The following is a 23,094-nucleotide window of genomic DNA, read 5'->3' on the forward strand; positions in this document are numbered from 1 at the left end:
AAAATATTCATATCATTGGGTTTAGCGGTGGACCGATTTCGCAAAATATTGATTACAGGTGACTTGCGGTCAAAATATTGAAAATAAATAAGTTATGGTCCAAGGAGTCAAGGAGTACGGCGCGGTCGAAACTTCGAGTTGCCGCCTATTTCTATTTTATCGGGCAGGACATAGCTGATCGGCACTTGAGACAGATGTGATTAGTTCCTTGTTTTGTGTGGTTTGAGCGGTTTTCCAGATGGTGAGGGTCTTGACAGGAATTGGCGCTCGCCCTGGAATGGCACTTCGTAAGAGAGCTTGGGAGAGTTGTGGCACAACCGGCGAAAAATACGGGGATTCCTCGACTTCGCTCGGAATGACACTTTCCGTTAGAGGTACTGCAAGGTTTTCAGAATGTGGATCGCTAGTGGGAGATGAGGACGACCCCGACGCAGACGAAGAGGACGGCAAGCCAGCGGCGGCGGTCGACGTTCTCGCCGAGGACGAGCTTTGCGCAAATCGCGTTGCCGATGTAGGTGAGCGAGGCGATGGCCGGAGCGGCCAGCGACAGGTCGACGATGGAGAGTGCCCAGAGCATGGCGAAGAAGTTCAGAGCCATGCAGAAGGCCCCGATGAGGAACTTGGGGCTTGCGAGGACGGCCTTGATGGGGCCGAGGAAGCCTTTAAGTCCGGGGCCGGTGCGGAGATTGTCGAGGTCGCCGAGGTCGCGCATGGCCGAGGCGATCAAGACCTCACCGGCGATGGCGAGTGCGGCGACAAAGGCAATGGCGCTCCACTGGCGCAGAAGGTCGGAGGAGTGAAAGATCATCGTCCGGCTCCGGAGTCCATGAGGCCGAGCTCGTGGGGTTCGTCGGGGTGCTCGGTGCGCGAGGGCCCCCCGGCGACGAAGCCGACGGCGCAGACGATGAGCAAAATTCCCGCCCAGCGATAGAGGGAGAGGTGCTCGTGCAGCCAGAAGCGGCTTAGCAGGGCGACGACGACGTAGCCGAACGCAGTGGCGGGCATGACGAAGGTCAGGTCGGCCCAGGAGAGCGCGGTCATATAGCTGGCGAAGAAGCCGATGAGCAGGACGATTCCCGAGATAACGTAGGGGTTGAAGAGCGCGCGCCAGAGGAGGCCGAGATGCTGCATATCCACTGCGCCAACCTGCGCCATGCCGCGGGAGAGAAGGGTGTCTCCCACGGATGCAGTGAGCATGATGGTGATGAGGATGGCGTACTGCGAGGGCTTGAGGGTGTGCTTCATAAAAGAGACTGGCCGCGCGATCTCATGCGAGATGCGCGGCCTGTATCAAGGGTATCAAACGGAGGCCAAGAGATGAGAGGGGTGGCGCTCCGTGCGAAAAGCAGATTCCTCCGCTTCGGTCGGAATGACAACTTTAAGAATTAGGGCTTGGTGATCTTCAGGTTGCTGACGGTGGCATCGGTGTTGTGGGCGAAGCGGATTCCATAAATGCCATCGGTGGACTTGAGCTTGCCTGCGGTGACGAGGTCGGATTTGGGGAAGGTCTTTACGGTGGTTCCGTTGATGATGCAGGAGACGGTGTCGCCCTTGACCTGCATGGCGATCTCCTGGGTTACCGGCTCGCCGACTGCGGCGGCCTTGTGAACGGCGTCATTAGCCTCGCGGCGGCCGTTGAGCTGGAAGGCTTCAGGGCCGAAGCCGCGGACGATGAAGTTGCCGTTGCCGTAGGCGGCGCAGTAGATGTAGCTCTGGTCGGCGGTGCCGAGGCCGTTGCCCGCGATGACGATGCCGTAGGGATGCGGGTGGGTGTTGAGGTTCATGAACTTCGGTTCGGTGAAGGTAGCCGAGACGGTGTAGTCGCCCTTGGCGACGTTCTTCGGGTTCCAATAAGTGATAGCTGGGCCGGTGGTGACGTGGAGGACGTGGCCCTCTTCGGAGAGCTTCGCATCGGCCACGGTCTGACCAGCCTTCTCGGCGTCGGCGTCAATCTTGCCTTCCCAGCCTTTGACGGTGATGCCTCCGCCGGCGACCTTGCGGTTGGTCTCGGGGGTTTCCTGCTGCGCGAGGAGCGTGGTGGAGACGAAGGTACAGGCCAGAGATGCGGCGAGGGCGTAGCGAAGAACAGAGCGCATAGAGAGATCTCCTGAAAGCAAGGTGGTATGCGGGGTAAGTATACGGCTTACAGGTTACGGCGATTCAAAGCTTTGGACGTTGCAAAAGCAAACCGGCGATCACAAAAGTGACCGCCGGAGTGTTTTGTGATCTGAATGTGGAGACTTACGCGTTCATGCTGACAGATTCCTGCTGTTTCAGCGCCTTTTCTTCGGCTTTGGCGCGGGCTGCCTTATTGCGCTGGGCCCGAAGTTTCATGAACGATTTGGCCTCGACGTAGAGACGTGGAACGTCGCGGTTGACGATGGCCTTCCAGACGACGCGGAACGCGGCCTTGGGGCGGAAGTAGTATTCGTCGTAGAACTTGTGCACCATCTCCATGACGTACTCGGTGGGCAGGCCCGGGTATTCGATATGCGCCATCTGGTGACCGCCGCCGTCCTCCATGTTCTCGTTGGTAATGAAGTTGTTGCGCTTGGCGAAGTCGTAGAACTCGGTGCCGGGGTAGGCGTGGGCGACGGAGACCTGGATCGTCTCGCAGTCCAGCGTCTTGGCGAAGTTGATGGTGTTGCGGATCGACTCCTTCGTCTCGCCCGGCAGGCCGAGGATGAAGTCGGCGTGGATGATGAGGCCGAGGTCGTGGCAGTCCTTCACGAAGTCGCGGGCGCGCTCGACGGTGGCGCCCTTCTTGATGTTCTTGAGGATCTGCGGATCGCCTGACTCGAAGCCGACGATCAGCAGGCGGCAGCCGGCCTCCTTCATGGCCTTCAGCGTATCGCGGTCGGTGGTGACGCGCGAGGTGCAGGACCAGGTGATGCCGAGCGGCTTCAGCTTGGCGCACAACTCAATGGTGCGGGCCTTCTGAATGTTGAAGGTGTCGTCGTCGAAGAAGAACTCTTTGACGTGCGGAAAGTTTTCCTTGGCCCACTTCATCTCGGCCGCCACATCATCTGTAGACCGCTTGCGCCAGGCGTGGCCCGAGAGCGTCTGCGGCCAGAGGCAGAAGGTGCACTGCGCCGGGCAGCCGCGCGTCGAGTAGAGCGAGATGTACGGGTGCAGCAGGAAGGGCACGTTGTAGCGCGTCACGTCCATGTCGCGCTTGTAGATCTTGGTGGCCCAGGGCATGGCGTCCAGGTCCTCGACCTGCGGGCGGTCGGGGTTGTGCTGGATCGTGCCGTTCGCGTCCTTGTAGCTGATGCCGAGGATCTCGTTCAACGGTTTACCGTTGGCGTACTCGACGACGGAGAAGTCGAACTCGCGGCGGCAGACGAAATCGATGACGTTGCATTCGTTGAGAGCGCGGTCGGGATCGGTGGTGACCGGCGGCCCGACGAAGGCGATGCGGATGGAGGGGTTGGCCTTTTTGATGGCCTGGGCGAGGGCGTGGTCGCCCGACCAGCCTACGGTCGAGGTAAAGAGCACCAGGAACTCATAGCCCTTCGCGATCTCGATCGTCTCGTCGGCCGAGACATGGTGCGGCGGGGCGTCGAGCAGGCGCGAGCCCTCGAGCATTCCGGCGGGATACGCCAGCCATACCGGATACCAGTAGGATTCGATCTCGCGAGTCGCGGGCCAGCGGGAGCTGGCGCCGCCGTCAAAATTTTCAAAGGAGGGCGGGTTCAGGAACAGTGTCTTTAGGGGCATGATCTTACCCTCAATTTTACCATTCAGTTACGCCGAATGGGGGGCTAATTGGGGGTTTTCAGCTATGGTTCCAGCGCGCTCGATGTGGCCGTAACCTGATTGTTTTGATCGAAGAAGACCAGCCAGTACCTGTGATTGAGGGGAGCGAAGGAAGACCGGTAGATAAACAGATGGTCGCAGTCGGGTGTCACCACGGTGTCGAAGGCCTCGCAGGACTTCTGAATCTGCTTCGGGTCACCCATCAGGTGGCGGATATCTGCTTCGCTGGATTGAGCGCGGATTGCGGGGAAGTCGGCGTCGATGCGCCAGTCGCGAATGACTCCGGCGGAGGCCACGCCTGCGGCGACGACGACGAAAACGGCGGTGAGCGCTCTCCAGTTCATTTTGGTTTGGATGCGTCCAGTGGCTGAGACTTTGCTGAGGATTTCAACCAGTTTTCCAGTCCACCGTTGGCATGAAGAAGATCGATCTGTGTCTGGCGGAGCTGGAGGTCGGCGTCCAGATAGTCGAGATAGCGGGCACGCTCCTGAATGCGCGCGTTCTGTTCTTCCTTGGGGGTAACGGGTTGGCCGCCGGGGCTGCCGTCGCGAAGTTGAATGCGCACGACGTCAATCTGGTTCTCAGCCAGTTCGCGTTCAAGCGAGGCGACTTCGGTGCGTGCCTGAAGCTCGCGGAGGGCATTGCTGATCTTGTGGCGGCCCTCAAGGAACTGATTGCGTGCCTGGTCTGCCTCGTGCAGGCTGCGCTGCGCTTCTGCGAGAGATTCGCGGGCCCTGGCGCGTTTCGTCAGGTCGAAGATGGGAAGGTTGAATTGCAGGCCTATCTGGATATTGTTGTAGTTCTTGAAGCTGCCTGGCCGGTAGTAGTCGGCGTAGTTGTTGAAGCTGGCGAGCCGGCTGTACTGCATGCCAAGGCCAATCTGCGGGCGGTAGAGCTTGCGGGTGTCGCCAAAGGCGGTCTGCAGCTTCGACTCGGCGGCGGCATAGGCTCCCTGAATCGACTCGGGGAGCACAGCGTCCTTTACGGGGGCGCTGTCGAAGGGGTCCAGCGGAGGAATGCTCGTGTGCTCCGTGATCAGGCCATCGGCGGGAAGTCCAGTCAGTCGGGCGAGGTGGTCGCGCTGGTTGCTGGCATCGTTTTCAAGGTGAATCTGGCGAAGCCGCAGGTTCGCTGCCGTGAGCTTTGAGCGCGTAAGCTCCACCTGCGTGTCCTGTCCGGCGTCCAGGCGCTGCTGAACGATCCTTGTCAATGCAGTGGCAAAGCCCGATTCTTCCTCCGCTGCCTTGAGGCGCTCCAGGTCGGCGTCGAGCGCGATATAGGTTGTGACGGCGTCTTCCATCACCTGCTGCCGCACATCGTTCAGGTTGTGATTGGCGGCATCCAGTCCAGACCGCGCGGCGCGAATGTAGTTGCGCTGAGATTGATCGAAGATGAGCGACTGCGCATTGACGTTGAAGAGCGATGGTGCGCCGAAAGGGAAGCCGTAGGTATATCCCAGTCCGGAGCCGACGCTGAAGGTGGGGACGTAGACGTCTGTCGTCTGCTGGAGCGTCGCCTGCGCCCGCTCCACTTCGGCTTGCGCTGCCAGCACACGGGGGCTGTTTTTGAGCGCAAGATCCACCGCGGTCGTCAGAGATATCTGTGCCGAGGCAGGCGCGGCCGTCGTTACGACGAGTGCTGCCGAGGCAAGAAGATGTCGAAGGCTCATCATGCGTCCTGTGGTGCTCATGCGGTGCCGGGTCGTGTTTATGGTATCGCCTTTCACGTCAGGCACCCTGCGTGGCCTTGAGTGCTGGAGGGTATTTCGAGGCCAGGGCAAGAGCGGCCGCGTACTCGCGCCTTGCGGCCACAATGTCGCCGCGTTGCTTCAGTAGATCGCCGAGTTGCAGATGCACCTTGAATGCGGGAGCGTCATCGGTCTTCGCGGCGGAGCCCAAATACTCGCGCAGGCTGCGCTCAGCCATGTCGGTCTGGCGATGCAGGTCGGTCAGAATGCTTGCCGCATCGACCAGCGCCGCGCTTTTCGGGCGGTTGGCCTCGATGCTGGTTTGCACGGCCGTTACCGCCTTTTCCGGCTGCGCGTGCTGCTGGTAGAACAGGGCAAGATCGACCCACGCGTCCGGCGTCCTGGCGGCGGCAATAGCGCTTTTGAACTCTGCCTCGGCCGAGGCCTGATCGTTCTTCTTTTGCGCAATCTGTGCCAGCAGACGGTGTCCTCTCGCCGCTGAGCGCGGAAGCAGTTGACCTGCGAGTGTCTGGGCCTTGTCCAGACCTCCGCCGACGATGGCCGGCGCGTTGACATAGAACTGGCCGAGATCGCTCATGGCGGCGACGTTCGATGGATCGAGCTGGATGGCGCGTTCAAAGGCAAGGTGGACTTTTTTTGCGATCGTGAAGGCGCTGACCATGTTGGCCTGAGAGGCCTTGAGGCCATAGGCGCGGCCAAGCCACAACTGGTGTGTCGAGTTGGATGCGTCGTCCTGCGTGGCAAGCTCGCACTCGCGCACGGCAGCGTCGCCCATGTCCTGCGCATAGTAGACCCGGCACAGAAGCTGGTGGGCCAGGGCGTCGTGAGGCTGCGAGGAGAGAGAACTGGTAAGCATCGCGGCGGCTTCGTCGACACGGCCCTGGTTCAGCAACTGAAGGGCCTGTCGGTTGTCGGCGTGCAGCGCGGGAGCGCCAACTGCGGCGACGAGAAAAAGCAGGGCCCGCGTGATGAGAGGAGAGCGCAATGCCATAGCTTATTCGACGATCTTTACATCGAGACCGTTTGATAGATCGCGATTGCTGGTCGCGTTCAGAGCGACCGTGTCTTTCTCGGTGAGGCCGCTGGTGATCTCTACCCGTGTGAGATTGGTTGCTCCCACCTGTACGGGGGTGCGCAGAAGTTTGCCCTGCACGACGCGGTAGACGAAGTAGCCGCCCTCGGTATGCAGTGCTTCACGGGGCACGCTCAACACGTTGAAGCGTTGCGACGTGGTTACCGTGACCGTCACGTTGGTGTTGGGCAGCAGATCGCCCTGTGCGTCGTCGACGGTGATGAGGCACTCGCCCACATTGCGTGTGCCGTAGGTGATGACGGTGGAAGGCGCCCGGCTGATATGCCCATGCCATGACTGGTTGGGTTTGGCGTCCCATACAATCTTGACCGCCTGGCCCACGGCGAGCTTGCCGATCTCGGGCTCGTCGAAGTAGGCGCGTACCTGGATGCGGTTCAGGTCGGCGACGTCCATCAGGTCTTCACCTGCGGGGACGAAATCGTACTGCGAGACTGGAATGGAGTAGACGGTCCCGTTGAGCGGAGAGCGGATGTTGACCCCGGCATAGCTGCTTTCGGCGGCGGCGACGGCGGTGCGGGCATCGTTCAGCTGCGCCTGAATGCGGCTCTTGTCGAGAGCGCTGTAACGCTGGGTCTGGCGTTGCTGCAGGCCAGCCAGAGTTGTGTTCGCCGCATCAAGACGCTGCTGCGCGCCTGCGACCTCTCCGGCGGAGGCTGCGCCCTTCTGCTCCAACTGCTGAAGCGCGGCCAGGTCTTTCTCCGCCTGCTGCTTCTGCTGCTGCGCGCGGCTGAGGTCGCCCGCCAGAGCGATGCGCTCTTCCTGCGATCCGCCCTGGGACTGGTCATATGCAGCCGCCTGCGCTGCGCTGAGGGCTGAGCGGCTGGTCGCGACACGAGCGGCTGCGTCGGAGTCGTCCATCCTGACCAGGGGATCGCCCTTCTTAACCTTCTGCCCCACGTCAACGTATAGCTTGGCGACGACGCCGGGAGCAGGGGCATGCGCCTGAAACTCCTCGATCGGCTCAACGCGGCCATTGGTGGAGACGGTGCTCAAAAGATTCTGGTGGGTGACCGCCGAAGCGCGCACCTCGACGACATCGCGGGTAAATAGCCGGATGGCCACAATGGCGAGTGCGACCACGGCAAGAACGATGCCCGTAAGCGCGTAGGAGTTCAGGCGTCTTGTCTCAGTCGTCGGCATTTGGCTCAAAACGTCAGTATATAAGACGTCCGTGGTGGCCAAGACGAATCAAAAGAATTACTTGGGGTGGGAGAATCTGGCGTTGTACGGCTCGCATGGACCTAACGTGCCGCGATGCGAATGTCCGACAGCTCCAGTTCGAGGCCCGTAAAGAACTGCGTGGCCTTCAGGCGCAGGCGATAGGCCAGGTCGATGCGAGAGCCTGGCGCAAGCTCCATCCGCAGGCAACGGTCTGCCCACGATTCGCCCCTGCGACTCCATCCCAGGGCGTTGAACCTCGCCTTGCCGGAGACGACATTGAGGCACACATGCTTCTCTTTGATGACTCGAACCGGCGCGCTGAGCTCGATGTTCCTCGACAAAAAGAGAGGCTCCTGGTGCCCCATGCCGAAGGGGCCGCAACGGTCGAGCCAGCTCTCGAAGCCGGAGTCCAGTTCTTCGAGCTCGATCTCAAGATCGCATTCGAGCGGCGGAGAGAGCAGTTCGCCCGCCAATCGTAAGCCGCTGTGCTGCTCCATGCGTTGTCGCAGTACGCCGATGCGTTCTGCGGGGAGCGAGAACCCAACGGCGTGGGCATGACCTCCGAAGCGCGAGAAGATGTTGTTGCCCTCGGCGGCGTGGATCTCGGTAAGGGCGTTGAGCAGGTGGTAGCCTTCGATCGACCGGCCGGAGCCGTGCCCCTGGCCGTCTTCGTGGCTGAGAACCAGCGCCGGACGGCCGGTGCGGTCGACGATACGCGAGGCGAGGATGCCGATGACGCCGCGGTGCCACTCGGCATCGTCCATGACCACGCACACAGCAGGGAAGCTGCCGTCCGGAGCCTGAAGCTGAGCGAGCCGCGCGTCGATGGCCTCAAGCGCGCGGGCCTCAGTGGCCTTGCGGTCGTCGTTCAGCCGGTTGAGCTTCGCTGCGAGGTCTTTTGCGCGCTCGACATCGCGAGTGAGAAAGAGGTCGACAACGTCACTGGCCACATCCATCCGTCCCGCCGCATTGATGCGGGGCGCGATGCGGAAGCCCACTTCGATGGCGGTCGGAGGGCGATCGAGCGGAATCTGGGCTGCCTCCATGAGAGCGCGAAGGCCAGGCTGGACAGGGTTGCTCAGCTCGCGAAGTCCTATCGAGGCAATCATGCGATTTTCGCCAGTAAGCGGCACGGAGTCGGCGATGGTGGCGATGGCGACCAGCTTAAGAAAAGAGGGAACCAGGCGGCGCTTGATCTGTTCGCGCTCGGCTGCGGTCTCGCAGGAGGCTTCGAGGATGGCCTGCGCCAGCTTGAAGGCGACGGCCGCTCCGCAGAGCGATTTGAAGGGGTAGCTGCACCCGGGCTGTGCGGGGTTGACGACGGCTATCGCATCGGGAACCCCCTGGGCGTCGTCGGGCAGATGATGATCGGTGACGATGAGGTCGAGGCCAAGGGCACGGGCTTCGGTTGCAGCCGCAAAGGCGCGAATGCCGGTGTCGACGCTGATGACGAGACGCACTCCGCCGGTGGCGGCATCGGCGAGGACGCCCACCTGCATGCCGTATCCCTCGCGGATCCGGTGCGGGACGTGATAGCGGACGATGGCGGGTTTGTCTTTGGGGGCGCTGCGCTCGATGGCGGTCTTCAGCAAAACGGTCGCCGTGGTTCCGTCCACGTCGTAGTCGCCGTAGATCAGGATCGGCTCCGACTCGCGAACGGCGCGCTGGATGCGTTCGACTGCGGCCTTCATGCCGAGCATCAGTAGAGGATCGTGCAGGTCGTCGAGCGACGGGGAGAGGAAGCGGCGGATCGGTTCGGCTTCAACAAAGCCGCGCGAGACCAGAAGCCGAGCAATGCCCTGCGGGCAGCCCGTGGCAGCCATCACCCGCGCGACATCGCCGGCGTCGACCTCAGGAGTTACCCAGTTGCGTTGTGTGTGGCTCGGGACCACGGTGGCGGCCACGGTCTTGTTCGCCTCGCTAATCGTCGTTGTCGCGGTCATCGACAACGATGCCGCCGAGACCGGTCACGGTCTCGAGCAGGTCCTGGAAGGTGTCGTACCAGTCGGTCGCTACCTCAAAGAGGAACATCACGCCCTGGTGCGCGAAGCCGAGTTGCAGGTAACCGACCTTGCCCACATGCCGCAACAGCCGCTCGGCGTCGTCTATCTCCGGCGAGTCGTCGTCGGGGTAGACCTGGTCGCGTATGCGCTCGATCAGCACCGCGATGTCGTCTTTTTCAAGCACAACCTCGCTCATGGTGACGAAGGGCGCGCCGGAGGCCTTGGCCAACTCGACGAAGTCCTTCCAGCCGTCGGGGTTCTCTTCTTCAAAGAGCACAGTCGGCACTTCGTCGGAGACGTAGCCGTTCATCCGCCGCAGGCCGTGGCCGACGACGAAGGCGATCATGTCGTCCTTGAGCGAGATGAGGTTATCTTGCTGCATCGAACCCCTATTGTCTCAGAAACACCGGCGCGCCGCACATCTGGAATGATGGAGAGGGAAGCAGCGCGAAATCCGCGGGAAACGGGAGATATTGTGCCTCTCTTTGAACACCACCTCTTTATCTGTACCAACGAGCGCGACGAATCAGCCCCCCGGCCCAGCTGCTTGCCGCAGGGGAGCAAAAAGCTGAAGGGCGCCTTCAAGGATGCGATCAAGGAGGCCGGCCTGAGACACAGGGTCAGGGCGAACGAGTCCGGCTGCCTGGACCAGTGCGAACACGGCCCGGTAGTGGTGGTTTACCCGGATGCGGTCTGGTACGGCCATGTCCATGTACGGGATGTGGAAGAGATTGTGAGGGAGCATCTGGTGGCGGGGCGTCCGGTGGAACGCCTGCGGCTGGCGCCCGGATGTATCAACTCGGAGCATTGCCCTCATAAAAAGTCTCAGGAAGCGAAGTAGCAAACCACGGCCCTTCATGCACATCGCCGTGATATATTCGAGTTAATTTCAAATGATCTTCTCTAAAGATTACGTAGGATATCTGGCGCGCCAGACGGTAAAGCACCTTGTCGCCCAGAAGATGATCCAGAGCGAAAAACCGGCGATTCTGGACGAGCGCGTCTCGGCTGCGATGGTCGATGAGCTTTCGCTTGAAGACCGCATTAACGACGAGGTCCGGGTCATCCTGGAGGCCATTCAGGAAGACATGCGCCGCGGCGGCGTGAGTTATCCCGAGATGTTCAAGAAGGTCAAGCAGAAGCTGGTGAACCAGTACAAGGCGGTGCTGTGAGAATCTCGCGCGACAAACTGAACAAGCTGGCCCATACCGTCGCCGACACGCTGGCCGAGATTCCGGAGTGCGACTTCCTGGAGGACCGCAATACGATCCGCCAGGAGGCCCGCAAGGCGCTGGAAAAGCTGCTGCTGGAGGAGACCAGGATCGACGCGGCGGCACGCCAGAAGATCGCCTCGCAGCGCAAGATCATCCTCGAAGGCTCGCAGGAGTGGGACATCCTCTACCGCAAGTACTACAACGACGAGGTCAAGAAGCTCGGCCTGTAGAGAATTGGCATTGAGCCTTCTCAACGCTTGGCGACTGTGCGAGGAGTCAAGAGCCGTCCATTGGTTCTTCTCAAGCATTTGCCGCAGTTACTTGAGTTTGAAGACTAGCGCTTCGGTGGAAGATCCGACCAGCAGAGCATCTTCCATCTGGAAGCTATCTTTGAGAAATGGCGGGATTGCCAGATAGACAGGTGCGCCAGGATAGTCGCGATGGGCTATCTGTAGTGCGTCCATCGCCGCTTGTGGGCTGTCGACTCCCCGAACAATGTGCCGTTCTGAATAATAAAGCGGAACAGAAGAGATCAGCGGTGCCAGCACAATCGAGCCGGGTGGTGTCCCTGCCTTGATGGTCTTCCCAAACTCGACCAGCCGGACAGGGTCGTATCCGTCGGAGATATGAGGATGGGGAAGTACCACTGCCTGAACCGCTGCCAGCACTACAAACACGACTGCCCGAACCGTTGCTGTCCGCTCTGTCCCAGAGTCTCTTTTGGTTGCTATCCACGCCAGCGAGACAGCTACTGCAGGAGCTGCGATGAGGAACTCAAAGTGGTGTCGAGCCGTATGGCTACTCATTAGGACGCACCATGCAATCCACGGTCCCGCCAGAGGGACGAATCGCTGCACCAGCCCGGCAGGGCGAGACATCGCCAATTGCAACGCGCCTGCTAACCCAAGTGCTCCCAGCATCCAAAAGTTATTCAGAAACGTGAGCCGAATTTGTTCAGACACAGGAAGCGGTGTCTGTCTCATCGTGTTCGAATGGGAATAAACGTCAGAGAGTCCCATATAGAACTTCGCGGTCTGAATGGTGTCCACTGCCGCTTGAGGATCTCCGTACAGGAACAGCATGGCTACCGATAGGAGACCGGCTCCCGTAGCTGCCAGCGCCACATTAGCTTGTCTTCTCCGCCCGGGGAACCATATCGAGACAAGCCACATCACAGGCGCAACCAGTGCCGCTTCCCAGGCGGAGACAACTGCGAGGAGTAGAAACAGGAACCCGAACCTTGAGCTTCCTTTTTCGAATGCCAGCAGAGCGGCTACAACAAACATCATCATGAGGGCCTGCTGCGCAACCAGGTCTCTAAATTGCAGCACGACTGGAAGGGTGAGCCAGAAGTATGCTGTTAGCGCTCCAGCGGTCGATCCAAGCCAGGCCTTACCAAGCAGATAAAGAAGTATTGCCGTCGCTACAAAGACAACGAGTATATAAAGATGCGCTGTACGTTCCGTTGGTCCCGCCGTTCGAAAGAAAATGGCTAGAGAGGCCGGCAATAATGGTGGCCAGTGCGTATATGCGTCGGAGACCGTGATGGGAGGGTTGTTGTTCACAGGAACGCCATGCAGCCGAATAATCCCCTCGGTTGCGAATGTCCTTGCTGTAGTCGCTACGTCGGCGCTTACGAAAGCATGAGGGGTAATGAAGAGTTCATCGGCGCGTTGGTAGGATCGCGCAGCGAGAAGGACGAGCGTAACGAGGAAAAAAACAAGGGCTCCACGCTCAACCCACAATGGAAATCGCGCAGTCTGTGAATCCGCTTCGGTAGGCGTCGTCATGATCCAGAATCAAAACCTCATCATATGGTGAAAAGCGGCTGGTTTTGAAGCTTCGTGGCACTCTGCCGATGAATCCTATCGCCAGGAACACGGAGCTGAGACACCGGAATGTGCTATACTCAATAACTGTGCTGGAGAGAAAATCCTCCTGCTGATGTCGGTTCTGGCGTTATGGTGTAACTGGTTAACACGTCGCCCTCTCAAGGCGAAGAGTCCGGGTTCGAGCCCCGGTAACGCTACCAAATCCATCAGTTCCTCGATGCCTTTGGCGCCATGGTGTAACTGGTTAACACGCGGCCCTTTCAAGGCTGAGAGTACGGGTTCGATCCCCGTTGGCGCTACCAAACCCTACACGATAAAGCTATCCACACGAGAGATATACTTATCCCTGTGAGCAAGACGTTTTACATTGAGACCTTCGGCTGCCAGATGAACGCCCATGACTCGGAGAAGGTCATCGGCACGCTGGAGCACGAAGGGTATACACAAGTCGCCGATGAAGCCGAGGCTGGGCTGATCCTCTACAACACCTGTTCCATCCGCGACAAGGCGGAGCAGAAGGTCTTTCATCGGCTGAATGAGTACAAAGCCATGCAGGGCGAGGGCAAGAAGTTCGCCGTGCTGGGCTGCGTCGCCCAGCAGGAGGGCAGCAAGATATTCGAGCGCGCGCCGTATGTCTCGCTGGTTGCGGGCAGCGCCTCGTACCGGAACCTGGGCGGGATGCTTGCCAGACTGGAGGCGGGGGAGACGCGCATCACCGGACTCGACGACCGCCAGACCGACGAGACCTTCGACACGGAGTTCACGGTTCGCTCCAACCCGCACCGCGGTTACATCACCATCATCGAAGGCTGCGACAAGTTCTGCGCCTACTGCGTTGTGCCCTACACACGCGGTAAGGAGCGCTCACGCACCTCGACCTCTGTGCTGGTCGAGGCGCGCCGCATGGCCGACCAAGGCTACACCGACATTCAGTTGTTGGGCCAGAACGTGAACTCCTGGCGCGACCCTTCAGGCCGCCTCAGCTTTGCCGAACTGCTCACCGCTGTAGGAAACATCGCCGGTATCAGGCGTGTCCGCTTCACCACGTCGCACCCGCGCGATTTTACGCGCGACATTGTCGACGCAATCGACGCGACGCCGACGCTCTGCGATCATATCCATCTTCCGGTGCAGTCCGGCTCTTCCGGCGTGCTGGCGGCCATGTCGCGCGAGTACACCCGCGACTGGTATCTCGAGCGCATGAGCTGGATTCACAATGCCAAGCGCGACATCAGCATCACGAGCGACATGATCGTCGGCTTCCCCGGAGAGACCGGCGCCGATTTCGAGCAGACGATCACTTTGCTCGATGCCGTTCGCTACGATGCCGTCTTCGCGTTCAAGTTCTCACCACGCCCGAACACTCCGGCGGTGACGATGGCCGACAGCATCCCAGAGGAGGTCAAGAACGAGCGTCTTCGCATCCTGAACGATCGCCAACGCGAGATCCAGCGCGAGCACTATGCGCGTCACCTCGGCCGTCAGGTTGAGGTGATGGTCGAAAGCTACAACACCGCGCGAGGGCAGGTCGTTGGACGTTCGTCGCAGAATAAGACGGTGAACTTTACGATGGCCCCCGGTTCTCCGCAGCCACCGATTGGAAGCTACCTTCCAATCGAGATCACGAAGACGATGCCGAACTGTCTTGTAGGCGAAGCAGTCGCCGGTGCGGTTCCGTTTCAGGCTATCCTTGAGCCACAGCCGTTCGTCGTACTGAATTGAAGATGACTACCCAGGCTATCCATTCCGACGCGAGCGCCCCCGACGAGATCGAGATGCAGATTCGCGGGCTGATGATGGACCCGGTCACGAACATGCCCATCATCGTGCTGAAGGATGTTGCCGGCGATGCCGTGTTGCCGATCTGGGTGGGCATCTTCGAGGCCAACGCCATCGCGCTCGAGCTGGAGAAGACCGCGACTCCCCGGCCGATGACGCACGATCTGATGCAGAACATGGCGCGCAACCTGAACGCCGAGGTGCGCAAGGTGGTCGTCTCGGAGCTGCGCGACGACACGTTCTACGCAGTCATCTGGCTCGATCATGCCGGCGAGACGGTGGCAATGGACGCGCGGCCCTCCGATGCGATTGCTCTTGCCCTGCGCTGGGACTGCCCCATCTACGTCAACCGCGAGGTGCTTGAGAACTCGCGGCAGTCTGCCACCGGGGCGCAGACGGTAAACGCCGAAGAGATGCGCCGCTGGCTCGAAAACCTGAACGACGACGAGATGGGCCGCTATAAGATGTAGTTGTTGATGCTCCTCCAGTCCTCGACCGACGCAGGTAACCGTTCTTGAGCTTGGTTCAATCAGTGAAAAATGGGGTCTTCAGGGGCATCCACGGTGTGGAGCGTGCCATGGGCCGCGAGTTTCGTGGCCCTCTCAGCGAGATAGACAACTTTTTTCTCTTGCAGTATCCGTCGGCACTGGGAACGGCCATCCACGCGACGCCCCTGATTCCGGCGCTTCGGCACGCAGTTCCCGGATGCCGCATTGCTGTCGCTGCCAGCGGATTTGCGCTGGAGATATTGCGAAATCATCCGGGGGTCGATCACCTCATTGAGACACCGAGTCCAGTCAAGAATTTTTCAGGAGCGGTAAAAGCCTTACGGGGAAAGATCCCTTTTGAAACGGGGTCATTCGCTACGATCACATCAACCGGCAATGAGCGGAGCCTGATTGCGATTCACGCTGTGCTTTGCGGAGCGACGACACGGGTTGGTTTTGCACTGGCTCCAGCACTCTACCGCGCTCCGCTGACATTTGACGCTCGTCAGAGCCAGATTGCGAATAACCTCCGCATAATAGATGCCCTGGGGCACACGCCGAAGCACTTTGAGCCCGAGATTTTCTTTAGCGAAGCAGACCTGGCATCGGCGAGAGAGACGATACGGAATGCAGGGATCGGGCAGACTCAACCGGTTGCGATCTTCGTTACACAGACCAGCGTGACCCAGCGTAAGGGTTGGCGCGCGGAACGATTCCGGGCGGTCGCGCAATATCTTCACGAACGCTATGGCGCGCATATCCTGTTCATTGGAACAGAGGCCGAGAGCGGAGCCATTGATGAGCTCCGGAATGGGCTTCCATTCTCCACAACCAGCGTTGCTGGCAGGACGACGCTGCCGGGTCTTACTGCTCTGATGAGCCTGGCAAATATAGGCCTTTCGCTCGATACCGGGCCGATGCATATAGGCCGTGCGGCAGGGCTGCCGATGGCAATCATAGCGCCGGCCTGGTCGCCTCCGCTGGAGTGGCTGCCTCTGAACGACGATAGATTTTGCATCCTTAAAAATAAGGACATGGAGAAGGCCCCGGAGGGGTACATCATCGACGAGGTTTCCATCGAAGAGGTGATCGCTGCGTTGGAGGGTCTTTTCGCACGTTTTCCGCGCGAATCACTCTATGAGCGGAGACGCGGCTGAGCCTTGCTATCCGAGCTGCAAGGGCTACCGCTTGCTCAGCTCGTTCAGGAACGGGAAGAACTCCGGGAAGGAGATCGCCGCAGCCTCTGCTCCGTGAATAATGTTCTCGCTGCTTGCGCGCAGAGCGGCGACGGCGAATGCCATGGCGATGCGGTGATCGCTGCCCGAATCGATCTCGGCTCCGTGTAGCTGCTGGTTGCCGGGGATGGCGAGGCCGTCCTCGTACTCGGTGAACTCGGCCCCCATGGCCTTGAGGTTCTTTGCCACAAGCGCGATGCGGTCGGACTCCTTGACACGCAGCTCCTTCGCGTCGCGGATGATGACGCCATCACGTGTGTAAGGGGCGATGGCTGCGATGACGGGAAGCTCGTCGATGATCTGTGCCGAGAGCGCGCCTGTGATCTCCGCTCCCTTCAGGCCAGCGGCATCGCGGTTCACCTGGATGGTGCCGATCATCTCGCCGTGACGCTCTTCGACCGTAAGGACCTTGATTTTGCCGCCGAGCGTGGTGATCACGTCGAGCAACGACGCGCGCGTTGGGTTCATGCCTACCGAGTCGAGCACGAGGTTCGAATCGGGGAAGAGAAGTGCGGCGCAGAGAAAGAAAGCGGCCGACGAGATGTCGCCAGGCACGGTCGCGTCGATGGCCTTCAGGTGCTGCCCTCCCGCGATGCTCAGCTTTGTTGCGCCATCGGCCCCGGCGGCCTCGCGGGTCAACTTCGCACCGAAGGCCTTCAAAGCGTGCTCGGAGTGGTCGCGTGTGCGCACGGCCTCGGAGAGGCTGGTTGTGCCCTTTGCCTGCAAGCCTGCGAACAGCACCGCCGTCTTCACCTGCGCGGACGGGATCGGCGTCTCGAAGTCGATCGCATTCAGCGGGCCGCCGTGGATTGTCATCGGCCCGTGGCCGTCGACCAGATCGATCTTCGCTCCCATCGCTACCAGCGGCTTGCGGATGCGTTCCATCGGGCGCATCGTCAGCGAGTGGTCGCCGATCATGGTGAAGGTGTGCGGGTGCGGCGCGATGAGCCCGGCGAGCATACGCATCGTGCTGCCGGAGTTGCCGCAGTCAAGCTCCGCCTTCGGCTGCTGGAATGCTCCGGCGACGCCGGTGACCTCGACCGAAGTGCCGGGCCCTTTGACGACCTTTGCGCCCAGCGCCTCCATGCAGCCGAGTGTCGAATGCGGATCGGCCCCGGTGGAAAAGTTCGTCAGACGGCTGGTGCCCTCGGCAAAGCCAGCAAGCATGGCGTAGCGATGCGAGATGGACTTGTCCCCGGGAACGGTCACCGAGCCCTGAAAGCTGCGGGAGGGGCGGACGATCTGGGTGGTCGAAGCGGACGGCTGGGTAATCGTGGAAGACATTACCTTTATCCTAACCGCTTCTCCGTTCCTGTTGATACACTTCAGCGGAACTCAAGATAGACCGGGCCTTGCATCGAACTTTTGCTACCAGGAGCAGGATGATGAGAACCAGGTATATCGCCCCAGTTCTTCTGTGCGTGCTACCGACCGCACTCCATGCAGACTTCAGTTACACCGAGACAACACAGATCACCGGCGGAGCCGTTGTCGGAATGATGAAGATGGCAGGCGTTTTCAGCAAGCAGGCTCGTCAAGCGGCGGAGCCCATCGTTTCAACGGTAATAATCAAGGGCAATCGTGAGGTTCGCAGCAACTCGCTGCACACAGAGATCGTTGACCTGGACAAGGAGACGATCACGACCATCGATCACCAGAAAAAGCAGTACACCACGATGACCTTTCAGCAGATGAAGCAGCAGATTCAGGATGCGATGAACAGGGCGAAGGAACAGAAGCAGACACAAACGGACTCAGGAGCCAATCCATCGGATACGGACATGTCGTTCGATGTGAAGGTGCGGAACACCGGGGCTACGAAGGACGTCGAAGGCATCAGCGCTAGTGAAGCCATTCTGAGTATGGCGATGAATGCAACCGACAAGAAGTCCGGGCAGACAGGTTCAATGGCGATCACGAACGATATGTGGATGGCGCCCGAGGTCCCAGGCTACAGTGAGGTTCGCGACTTTCAGCGGCGCTTTGCGGAGAAGATGGGCGAGGTCTTCAGCGATTCGATCAACCCGGCGATGCTTGCCTCGCAACCGGGAGCAGGTAAGGCGATGGCAGACATGGTGAAGGAGATGTCCAAACTCAAGGGCATTCCAGTCCAACAGGTGATGCGCATGGGTACAACCGCAGACGGTACTCCGTTGCCGGCGGCATCAGAGGCCCCGCTGCCGCAAACGAAGTCGCCGGACATACCAAGCGCTGGGCAGGTTGCGAAGGACTCCGCTGCATCTGCGATTACCAGCAGCCTGGGGCTTGGCGGCTTCGGTGGCTTCGGCAAAAAGAAGAAGGCCGCGGAGCCTGCACCGGATGCGAACAAGGCAAACGGCGAACCTGCGTGGGCCGTGCTTGTGGAATCGAACACACAGATGTCGGGCTTCTCTCAGGCTTCGGTCGATGCCTCAAAGTTTGATATTCCTGTTGGATATAAACAGATCGAGCCAAAGATTGCGAATCAGTAGGTTCGCTTGTGAGTCAGTTAAGCCGTCATTCTGAGCGCAGCGAAGAATCTCAGTAGTTGTCTCGGCTAAAGATGAACTACAGGGATTCTTCGCTGCGCTCAGAATGACGAGACTTAAGCTGGCGACTGAGAAATCTCAAACTGACCAATTACCGATTTACCGGACCCGGAGCACGACGACGGTCTCGTCGTCGAAGTGCTCCGTGCCGGACTGAAACTTTGTCACCGCGTCGAGGATCGCGTCTGCGGCCGAGTGCGCGGTCGGCATGCGCAGCGATTTGAGCACCTTCGCCAGGCGTTCTGTTCCGAACATGTCGCCGCGCGCGTTCTCTGCGTCGGGAATTCCATCGGAGAAAAAGACCACGAGATCGCCAGGCCGCGTCGAGAGGGTGAACTCCTCGTACTCGACGTCTGGAAAGAGGCCGAGGGGGAAGCCTTCTGCCTGGATGGTCTTGATGTCGACCGATGTTCTCGCCCCGGCCGAATTCACGGAGACGAACAGCGGCTGGACCGACCCGGCATTGGCGATCTGGATGGTCTGGTTCGAGTCGTCCCACAGGGCGATGAGCATGGTCACGTACTGCGAGTCGAGCTTGCGCTCCTGCAACTGATCGTTGAGCGCGCCCAGCATCGCCGCCGGAGAGAGATGCTGTGTGGCCAGCGAGCGCAGAATGCCGCTGACCAGTGCGGCGTAAAGCGCCGCAGGCGCAGCCTTTCCACTAACGTCTCCAACGGCGAGAGCGACGCGGCCGGGACCGTAGTCGAGGAAGTCGTAGACGTCACCGCCGATTGAGCGCGCAGCGTAAAACTTCGCGGCAAACTCCGCGTGCTCGAGTTGCGGCGGGCTGGGAGGCATCAGGCGGAGCTGCACCTTGCGCGCCATGTCCAACTCGCGCTCCATGCGCTGCTCTTCCTCGTGAATGCGCTGGTAGAGCCGGGCGTTGGCGATCGAGATGGCAACCTGCGCGGCGAGCGTGGTGAGTGTGCGCTGGTGGTCTTCGTTGAAGTAGTTGACGCGCGTGTGTTCGAGGTCGATGACGCCGATGACCTTGCCTTTGTAAATCAGCGGCACAGAAAGTTCCGAGCGCGTTTCGGGGTTCGCGGAGACGTAGCGAGGATCTTTGCGGACGTCGGGCGCGAGGATCGGCTCGCGCAACTGCGCCGCGCTGCCGATGATGCCTTCGCCGAGCGAGACGCTGCGCTCGCGCTCGACCCGTTCGCCATACCGCGAGCTGAAGCGATGCACAAACTGCTCCGTGCGATCGCTCCAGAGAAGGATGGTGAACATCTGGAAGTCGATGACGCGCTTGAGCAACTGGCCGATGCGTTCGAGCAGGTCGTCGAGGTCGAGGATGCTGGTGATCTCGCGCGAGATCTCGTTGAGCACGGTCAGCGTCTGCGCCTGGCGGGAGACGCGAGTGTAGAGCCGCGCATTTTCTACAGCTACCGCCATGCGCGAGGCGACCATCTCGAGCAATCGCTGATGTTCGGTGGTAAAGAAGCCGCGTGTCTCGGACTCAAGATCGAGGACGCCGATGACGCGATTCTTGACGATGAGCGGCACGGCCAGCTCGGAGCGAACGTTGGGGTTCGCTGCGATATAGTGCTCGTCTTTCGTGACGTCGTCGATGCGAAGCGTCTGACGGTGCAGCGCTGCCTGCCCGATAATGCCGCGACCGATCTTGACGCGTGTGCGTTCAACCTCTGGCGTATGGCCGATCTGGAAGCGCATCCACAGCTCCTGGGTGCGGTCGTTCAACAGCAGGATGGCAAAGATGCGATAGTCGATCACGGCGCGGACCAGGTCGGCGACGCGATGCATCAGCGTGTTCAGGTCGAGCGTCGTGTTCAGGGCGTCGGCGAGGGAGTGAAGGAACTCAACCTGGTGGACGGGCTCGACGCGGATATTCGACGGCTGCGAGGCCTCATCGGCGCTCGGACGATAGTCGCCTTCAAAAGCGTGGCCCTGTGTTCCCCCTGGAGCCGTTTCCGGCGCTGCGGGAGGGTTGGCGCGTCGCTGTTTGTCCGCATTAGACATGGGAAGAGCCGATCATACTCCTCAGGTGCTGGGGTGGACTGCTGGTTTTTCGTTCAGGATGTGTCACTTCAGGTTCGTGGTGTCTCCTCCGCGCATCCCGCCGTCTGCAAGCATTCAATAACCGGCAGCGGGAGAGGCCGAGGCCTGTTCGTTTCCAGCCAGCTCGTTGACGATCTTGACGCTCGCGCTGGCGCCGATACGTGTGGCTCCGGCATGAAGCATGGCGCTGGCGTCGGCGAGCGAGCGGATGCCCCCGGAGGCCTTGACCCCGGCGCGGTTGCCGGCGACGCCGCGCATCAGGGCGATGTCGTCGACCGTCGCGCCGCCGGTGGAGAACCCGGTCGAGGTCTTGATGAAGTCGGCCCCGGCGGAGAGAGCCAGCTCGGATGCGCGCAGCTTCTCCTCGAACGTGAGCAGGCAGGTCTCGAGGATGACCTTGACGATCCCTCCCGCGCCGTGGGCCAGCTCGACGACGCCGCGGATGTCCTGCTTGACGGCCTCGTAGTCGGCCGGGGTCGCGCTCTTGAGCAGGCCGATGTTCAGCACCATGTCCACGTCGTGCGCGCCGTACTTGAGCACGCGCGCGGTCTCGTCGCGCTTGGACGCCGAGAGCGTTGCGCCGAGAGGGAAGCCGACGACGACGCCGACTGGGATGCCCGTCCCCTTAAGGGCATCTGCCGCGAGGTTGACCCAGGTGGAGTTGACCATGGCGCAGGCGAACTTATGCGTCGCCGCCTCGTCGCAGATCTGAAGCACCTGGGTGCGGGTGGCGTCGGGCTTGAGCAGCGTGTGGTCAAGAACAGCGGCGAGGTTCTGCGGGGAGGAGAGTGTGTGAGCGGCAAAGGCCTGGGCGTCGAAGATCTGGGTTTCTGCGTGAGACGGGCTGCTCATGGTTCTCCTTGAGAGGCGGTGTTCGTGCCGCCGCCCTTTCTATCATATGGCGCACGGTGTTGGCCGATACGGGGTATTTCCCCCTTGTGCGGCCTGCACAAAATCTTGAAGATGTTGGACTTATGGGGGCGGGTATCCCGGGAGCCGGTATTGACTGCGTTGCCCGGGCTGTTTTGATGCTGAGCTCTAAGTGTAGCGGATGTGCATGATGAAATGTGCACATGGATGTTGTTGATTTAAAATAATTTACTAATTTCATCGATTGACAGCGTTTTGCCGGTTTCCGGTCGTGTTGCGCCAGGTTTAGGGTGGGTGATAGTTCGAGGGTCGTCTAAGGGTGGCCCGTCATCTGATGGGTATGAGTGGTGAGAAGAAGAGTTTGAGGCTGTCGGTGCTGGACCAGTCGCCTGTGCCTGCGGGGAGCGAGCCGGGGGATGCTCTGCGGAACTCGATTGCATTGGCGCGCCGGGTGGACGAGCTGGGGTACACGCGGTTCTGGATGTCGGAGCACCATGCGATGGATACGCTGGCGTGCACGGCTCCGGAGATCATGCTGGCGCGGATCGGCGCGGAGACGAAGCGGATCAGGGTCGGCTCGGGCGGCATCATGCTGCCGCACTACACGCCGTTGAAGGTGGCCGAGGTCTTTAGGACGCTGTACGGGCTTTATCCCGGTCGTGTAGACCTTGGGATTGGCCGCGCGCCTGGCGGCGGACCGACCGAGATGATGGCGCTGCGCCGCAGCCGCAAGACGGCGATGGAGGACGATTTTCCGGAGCAGGTGTCGGAGCTATTGGCATTCCTGGAGGACGAGTTTCCGGCAGGGCATCCGTTCGGTAGGGTGAAGGCGATGCCTGCTCCCACAGTGAATGGGCACAATGCCGGGCCGGAGGTATGGATGCTGGGGTCGAGTATGTGGAGCTCGGCTGCGGCGGTGGAGTTCGGGCTGCCGTATGCGTTCGCGCACTTCTTCTCGCCGGTGAAGACGCGGGATGCCATCGAGGCGTACACGCGGCACTTCCGGCCGGGGATACGATTGGCTCAGCCGGAGGCCACGGTGGCTGTAGGAGCGATCTGCGCGGAGACGGAGGAGGAGGCCGAGTATCTTGCAGCAAGCGTGAGGCTGCTGCAGCGGCGGATACGGCTGGGCGACCGCAGTCCTGTGGCCTCACCTGAGGACGCGCTGAGGGAGCTTCGGCTGTTGAGCGAGGTTCCGATGGAGGAGGGCGAGTGGCCACGGTACTTTGTGGGGACTCCCGCGAAGGTTAGAGAGCGGCTGGAGCAGATGGCTGGCGAGTTGGGGATTGGCGAGCTGATCGTGAATACGATCGTCTGGGACCATGCGAAGCGATTGAAGAGCTATGAGCTGCTGGCGCGGGAGTTTGGGCTGGGAAATAAAGGAGCTTGACAGATTCGCAATTTG

Annotated in this window: 22 protein-coding genes and 2 tRNA genes; 10 read left to right on the plus strand and 14 right to left on the minus strand. The window is 60.6% G+C overall.

Going from position 1 to position 23,094, the window contains the following annotated elements; all coding sequences use genetic code 11:
* Positions 1-403: 403 nt before the first annotated feature.
* The 10 genes from JSS95_02810 to JSS95_02855 all read right to left on the minus strand — a co-directional run bounded on the left by JSS95_02810 (position 404) and on the right by JSS95_02855 (position 10,106).
* Positions 404-808 carry an EamA family transporter gene (locus tag JSS95_02810; protein MBS1798735.1) on the minus strand — a complete coding sequence of 135 codons (405 nt, stop codon included), beginning with the start codon at positions 806-808 and terminating at the stop codon, positions 404-406.
* Positions 805-1,245 (minus strand): EamA family transporter, encoded by a 441-nt coding sequence (locus JSS95_02815; GenBank protein MBS1798736.1) that lies wholly within the window; start codon positions 1,243-1,245, stop codon positions 805-807. The genes JSS95_02810 and JSS95_02815 overlap by 4 nt, the downstream gene beginning before the upstream one ends.
* Before the next feature lie 140 nt (positions 1,246-1,385).
* Positions 1,386-2,060 (minus strand): hypothetical protein, encoded by a 675-nt coding sequence (locus JSS95_02820; protein ID MBS1798737.1) that lies wholly within the window; start codon positions 2,058-2,060, stop codon positions 1,386-1,388.
* A gap of 181 nt (positions 2,061-2,241) precedes the next feature.
* Entirely contained in the window at positions 2,242-3,720 is a 1,479-nt protein-coding gene (gene hpnJ / locus JSS95_02825) for a hopanoid biosynthesis associated radical SAM protein HpnJ (protein MBS1798738.1), read from the minus strand.
* Between the two features lie 62 nt (positions 3,721-3,782).
* Positions 3,783-4,103: a hypothetical protein gene (locus tag JSS95_02830; protein ID MBS1798739.1), complete on the minus strand. Its 321-nt coding sequence runs from the start codon at positions 4,101-4,103 to the stop codon at positions 3,783-3,785.
* On the minus strand, positions 4,100-5,431 hold the full coding sequence (locus JSS95_02835; GenBank protein ID MBS1798740.1) for a TolC family protein: 1,332 nt from the start codon (positions 5,429-5,431) through the stop codon (positions 4,100-4,102). The genes JSS95_02830 and JSS95_02835 overlap by 4 nt, the downstream gene beginning before the upstream one ends.
* A gap of 55 nt (positions 5,432-5,486) precedes the next feature.
* The gene (locus JSS95_02840) at positions 5,487-6,458 is read right to left on the minus strand and encodes a tetratricopeptide repeat protein (protein ID MBS1798741.1); all 972 of its coding nucleotides are present in this window, start codon (positions 6,456-6,458) and stop codon (positions 5,487-5,489) included.
* A gap of 3 nt (positions 6,459-6,461) precedes the next feature.
* Positions 6,462-7,700, minus strand: coding sequence for an efflux RND transporter periplasmic adaptor subunit (locus JSS95_02845; protein ID MBS1798742.1), 1,239 nt, complete (start codon positions 7,698-7,700; stop codon positions 6,462-6,464).
* Between the two features lie 101 nt (positions 7,701-7,801).
* Positions 7,802-9,544 (minus strand): single-stranded-DNA-specific exonuclease RecJ, encoded by a 1,743-nt coding sequence (gene recJ, locus JSS95_02850; protein MBS1798743.1) that lies wholly within the window; start codon positions 9,542-9,544, stop codon positions 7,802-7,804.
* Positions 9,545-9,641: 97 nt separating this feature from the next.
* Positions 9,642-10,106 carry a hypothetical protein gene (locus JSS95_02855; protein MBS1798744.1) on the minus strand — a complete coding sequence of 155 codons (465 nt, stop codon included), beginning with the start codon at positions 10,104-10,106 and terminating at the stop codon, positions 9,642-9,644.
* A 93-nt stretch (positions 10,107-10,199) separates the two neighbouring features.
* On the opposite strand from JSS95_02855, the gene JSS95_02860 reads away from it, so the two are divergent.
* From JSS95_02860 to JSS95_02870, 3 genes are read left to right on the plus strand one after another with little or no spacing between them, the layout of a single operon-like run.
* Positions 10,200-10,565: a (2Fe-2S) ferredoxin domain-containing protein gene (locus tag JSS95_02860; GenBank protein MBS1798745.1), complete on the plus strand. Its 366-nt coding sequence runs from the start codon at positions 10,200-10,202 to the stop codon at positions 10,563-10,565.
* A 52-nt stretch (positions 10,566-10,617) separates the two neighbouring features.
* Positions 10,618-10,896: a DUF507 family protein gene (locus JSS95_02865; protein MBS1798746.1), complete on the plus strand. Its 279-nt coding sequence runs from the start codon at positions 10,618-10,620 to the stop codon at positions 10,894-10,896.
* On the plus strand, positions 10,893-11,168 hold the full coding sequence (locus JSS95_02870; GenBank protein MBS1798747.1) for a DUF507 family protein: 276 nt from the start codon (positions 10,893-10,895) through the stop codon (positions 11,166-11,168). Before JSS95_02865 ends, JSS95_02870 begins: the two co-directional genes overlap by 4 nt.
* Positions 11,169-11,255: 87 nt before the next feature.
* Here the strand turns inward: JSS95_02870 and JSS95_02875 are convergent, their stop codons facing one another.
* Complete coding sequence (locus JSS95_02875) at positions 11,256-12,728, minus strand: hypothetical protein (protein MBS1798748.1); 1,473 nt, start codon at positions 12,726-12,728, stop codon at positions 11,256-11,258.
* A gap of 165 nt (positions 12,729-12,893) precedes the next feature.
* On the opposite strand from JSS95_02875, the gene JSS95_02880 reads away from it, so the two are divergent.
* The 5 genes from JSS95_02880 (at position 12,894) to JSS95_02900 (ending at position 16,194) form a co-directional block, all read left to right on the plus strand.
* A tRNA-Glu gene (locus tag JSS95_02880) sits at positions 12,894-12,970 on the plus strand.
* Between the two features lie 25 nt (positions 12,971-12,995).
* A tRNA-Glu gene (locus JSS95_02885) sits at positions 12,996-13,072 on the plus strand.
* A gap of 46 nt (positions 13,073-13,118) precedes the next feature.
* A complete protein-coding gene (gene miaB / locus JSS95_02890; protein ID MBS1798749.1) occupies positions 13,119-14,492 on the plus strand; it encodes a tRNA (N6-isopentenyl adenosine(37)-C2)-methylthiotransferase MiaB in 1,374 nt (457 codons plus the stop codon).
* A gap of 2 nt (positions 14,493-14,494) precedes the next feature.
* Positions 14,495-15,019: a bifunctional nuclease family protein gene (locus JSS95_02895; GenBank protein ID MBS1798750.1), complete on the plus strand. Its 525-nt coding sequence runs from the start codon at positions 14,495-14,497 to the stop codon at positions 15,017-15,019.
* 107 nt (positions 15,020-15,126) lie between these two features.
* Positions 15,127-16,194: a glycosyltransferase family 9 protein gene (locus JSS95_02900; GenBank protein ID MBS1798751.1), complete on the plus strand. Its 1,068-nt coding sequence runs from the start codon at positions 15,127-15,129 to the stop codon at positions 16,192-16,194.
* A gap of 24 nt (positions 16,195-16,218) precedes the next feature.
* Here JSS95_02900 and aroA read toward each other — a convergent pair whose 3' ends face one another.
* Entirely contained in the window at positions 16,219-17,556 is a 1,338-nt protein-coding gene (gene aroA / locus JSS95_02905) for a 3-phosphoshikimate 1-carboxyvinyltransferase (protein MBS1798752.1), read from the minus strand.
* 98 nt (positions 17,557-17,654) lie between these two features.
* Between aroA and JSS95_02910 the strand changes: the two genes are divergently transcribed.
* The gene (locus tag JSS95_02910) at positions 17,655-18,743 is read left to right on the plus strand and encodes a hypothetical protein (GenBank protein ID MBS1798753.1); all 1,089 of its coding nucleotides are present in this window, start codon (positions 17,655-17,657) and stop codon (positions 18,741-18,743) included.
* 156 nt (positions 18,744-18,899) lie between these two features.
* Here JSS95_02910 and JSS95_02915 read toward each other — a convergent pair whose 3' ends face one another.
* Positions 18,900-20,780 (minus strand): GAF domain-containing protein, encoded by a 1,881-nt coding sequence (locus tag JSS95_02915; GenBank protein ID MBS1798754.1) that lies wholly within the window; start codon positions 20,778-20,780, stop codon positions 18,900-18,902.
* 114 nt (positions 20,781-20,894) lie between these two features.
* A complete protein-coding gene (gene deoC / locus JSS95_02920; protein MBS1798755.1) occupies positions 20,895-21,671 on the minus strand; it encodes a deoxyribose-phosphate aldolase in 777 nt (258 codons plus the stop codon).
* A 358-nt stretch (positions 21,672-22,029) separates the two neighbouring features.
* Between deoC and JSS95_02925 the strand changes: the two genes are divergently transcribed.
* The gene (locus JSS95_02925; GenBank protein ID MBS1798756.1) at positions 22,030-23,079 is read left to right on the plus strand and encodes an LLM class flavin-dependent oxidoreductase; all 1,050 of its coding nucleotides are present in this window, start codon (positions 22,030-22,032) and stop codon (positions 23,077-23,079) included.
* The last annotated feature ends 15 nt before the right edge of the window (positions 23,080-23,094 follow it).

The sequence above is a fragment of the Acidobacteriota bacterium genome, from assembly GCA_018268895.1.
GTDB lineage: Bacteria > Acidobacteriota > Terriglobia > Terriglobales > Acidobacteriaceae > Edaphobacter.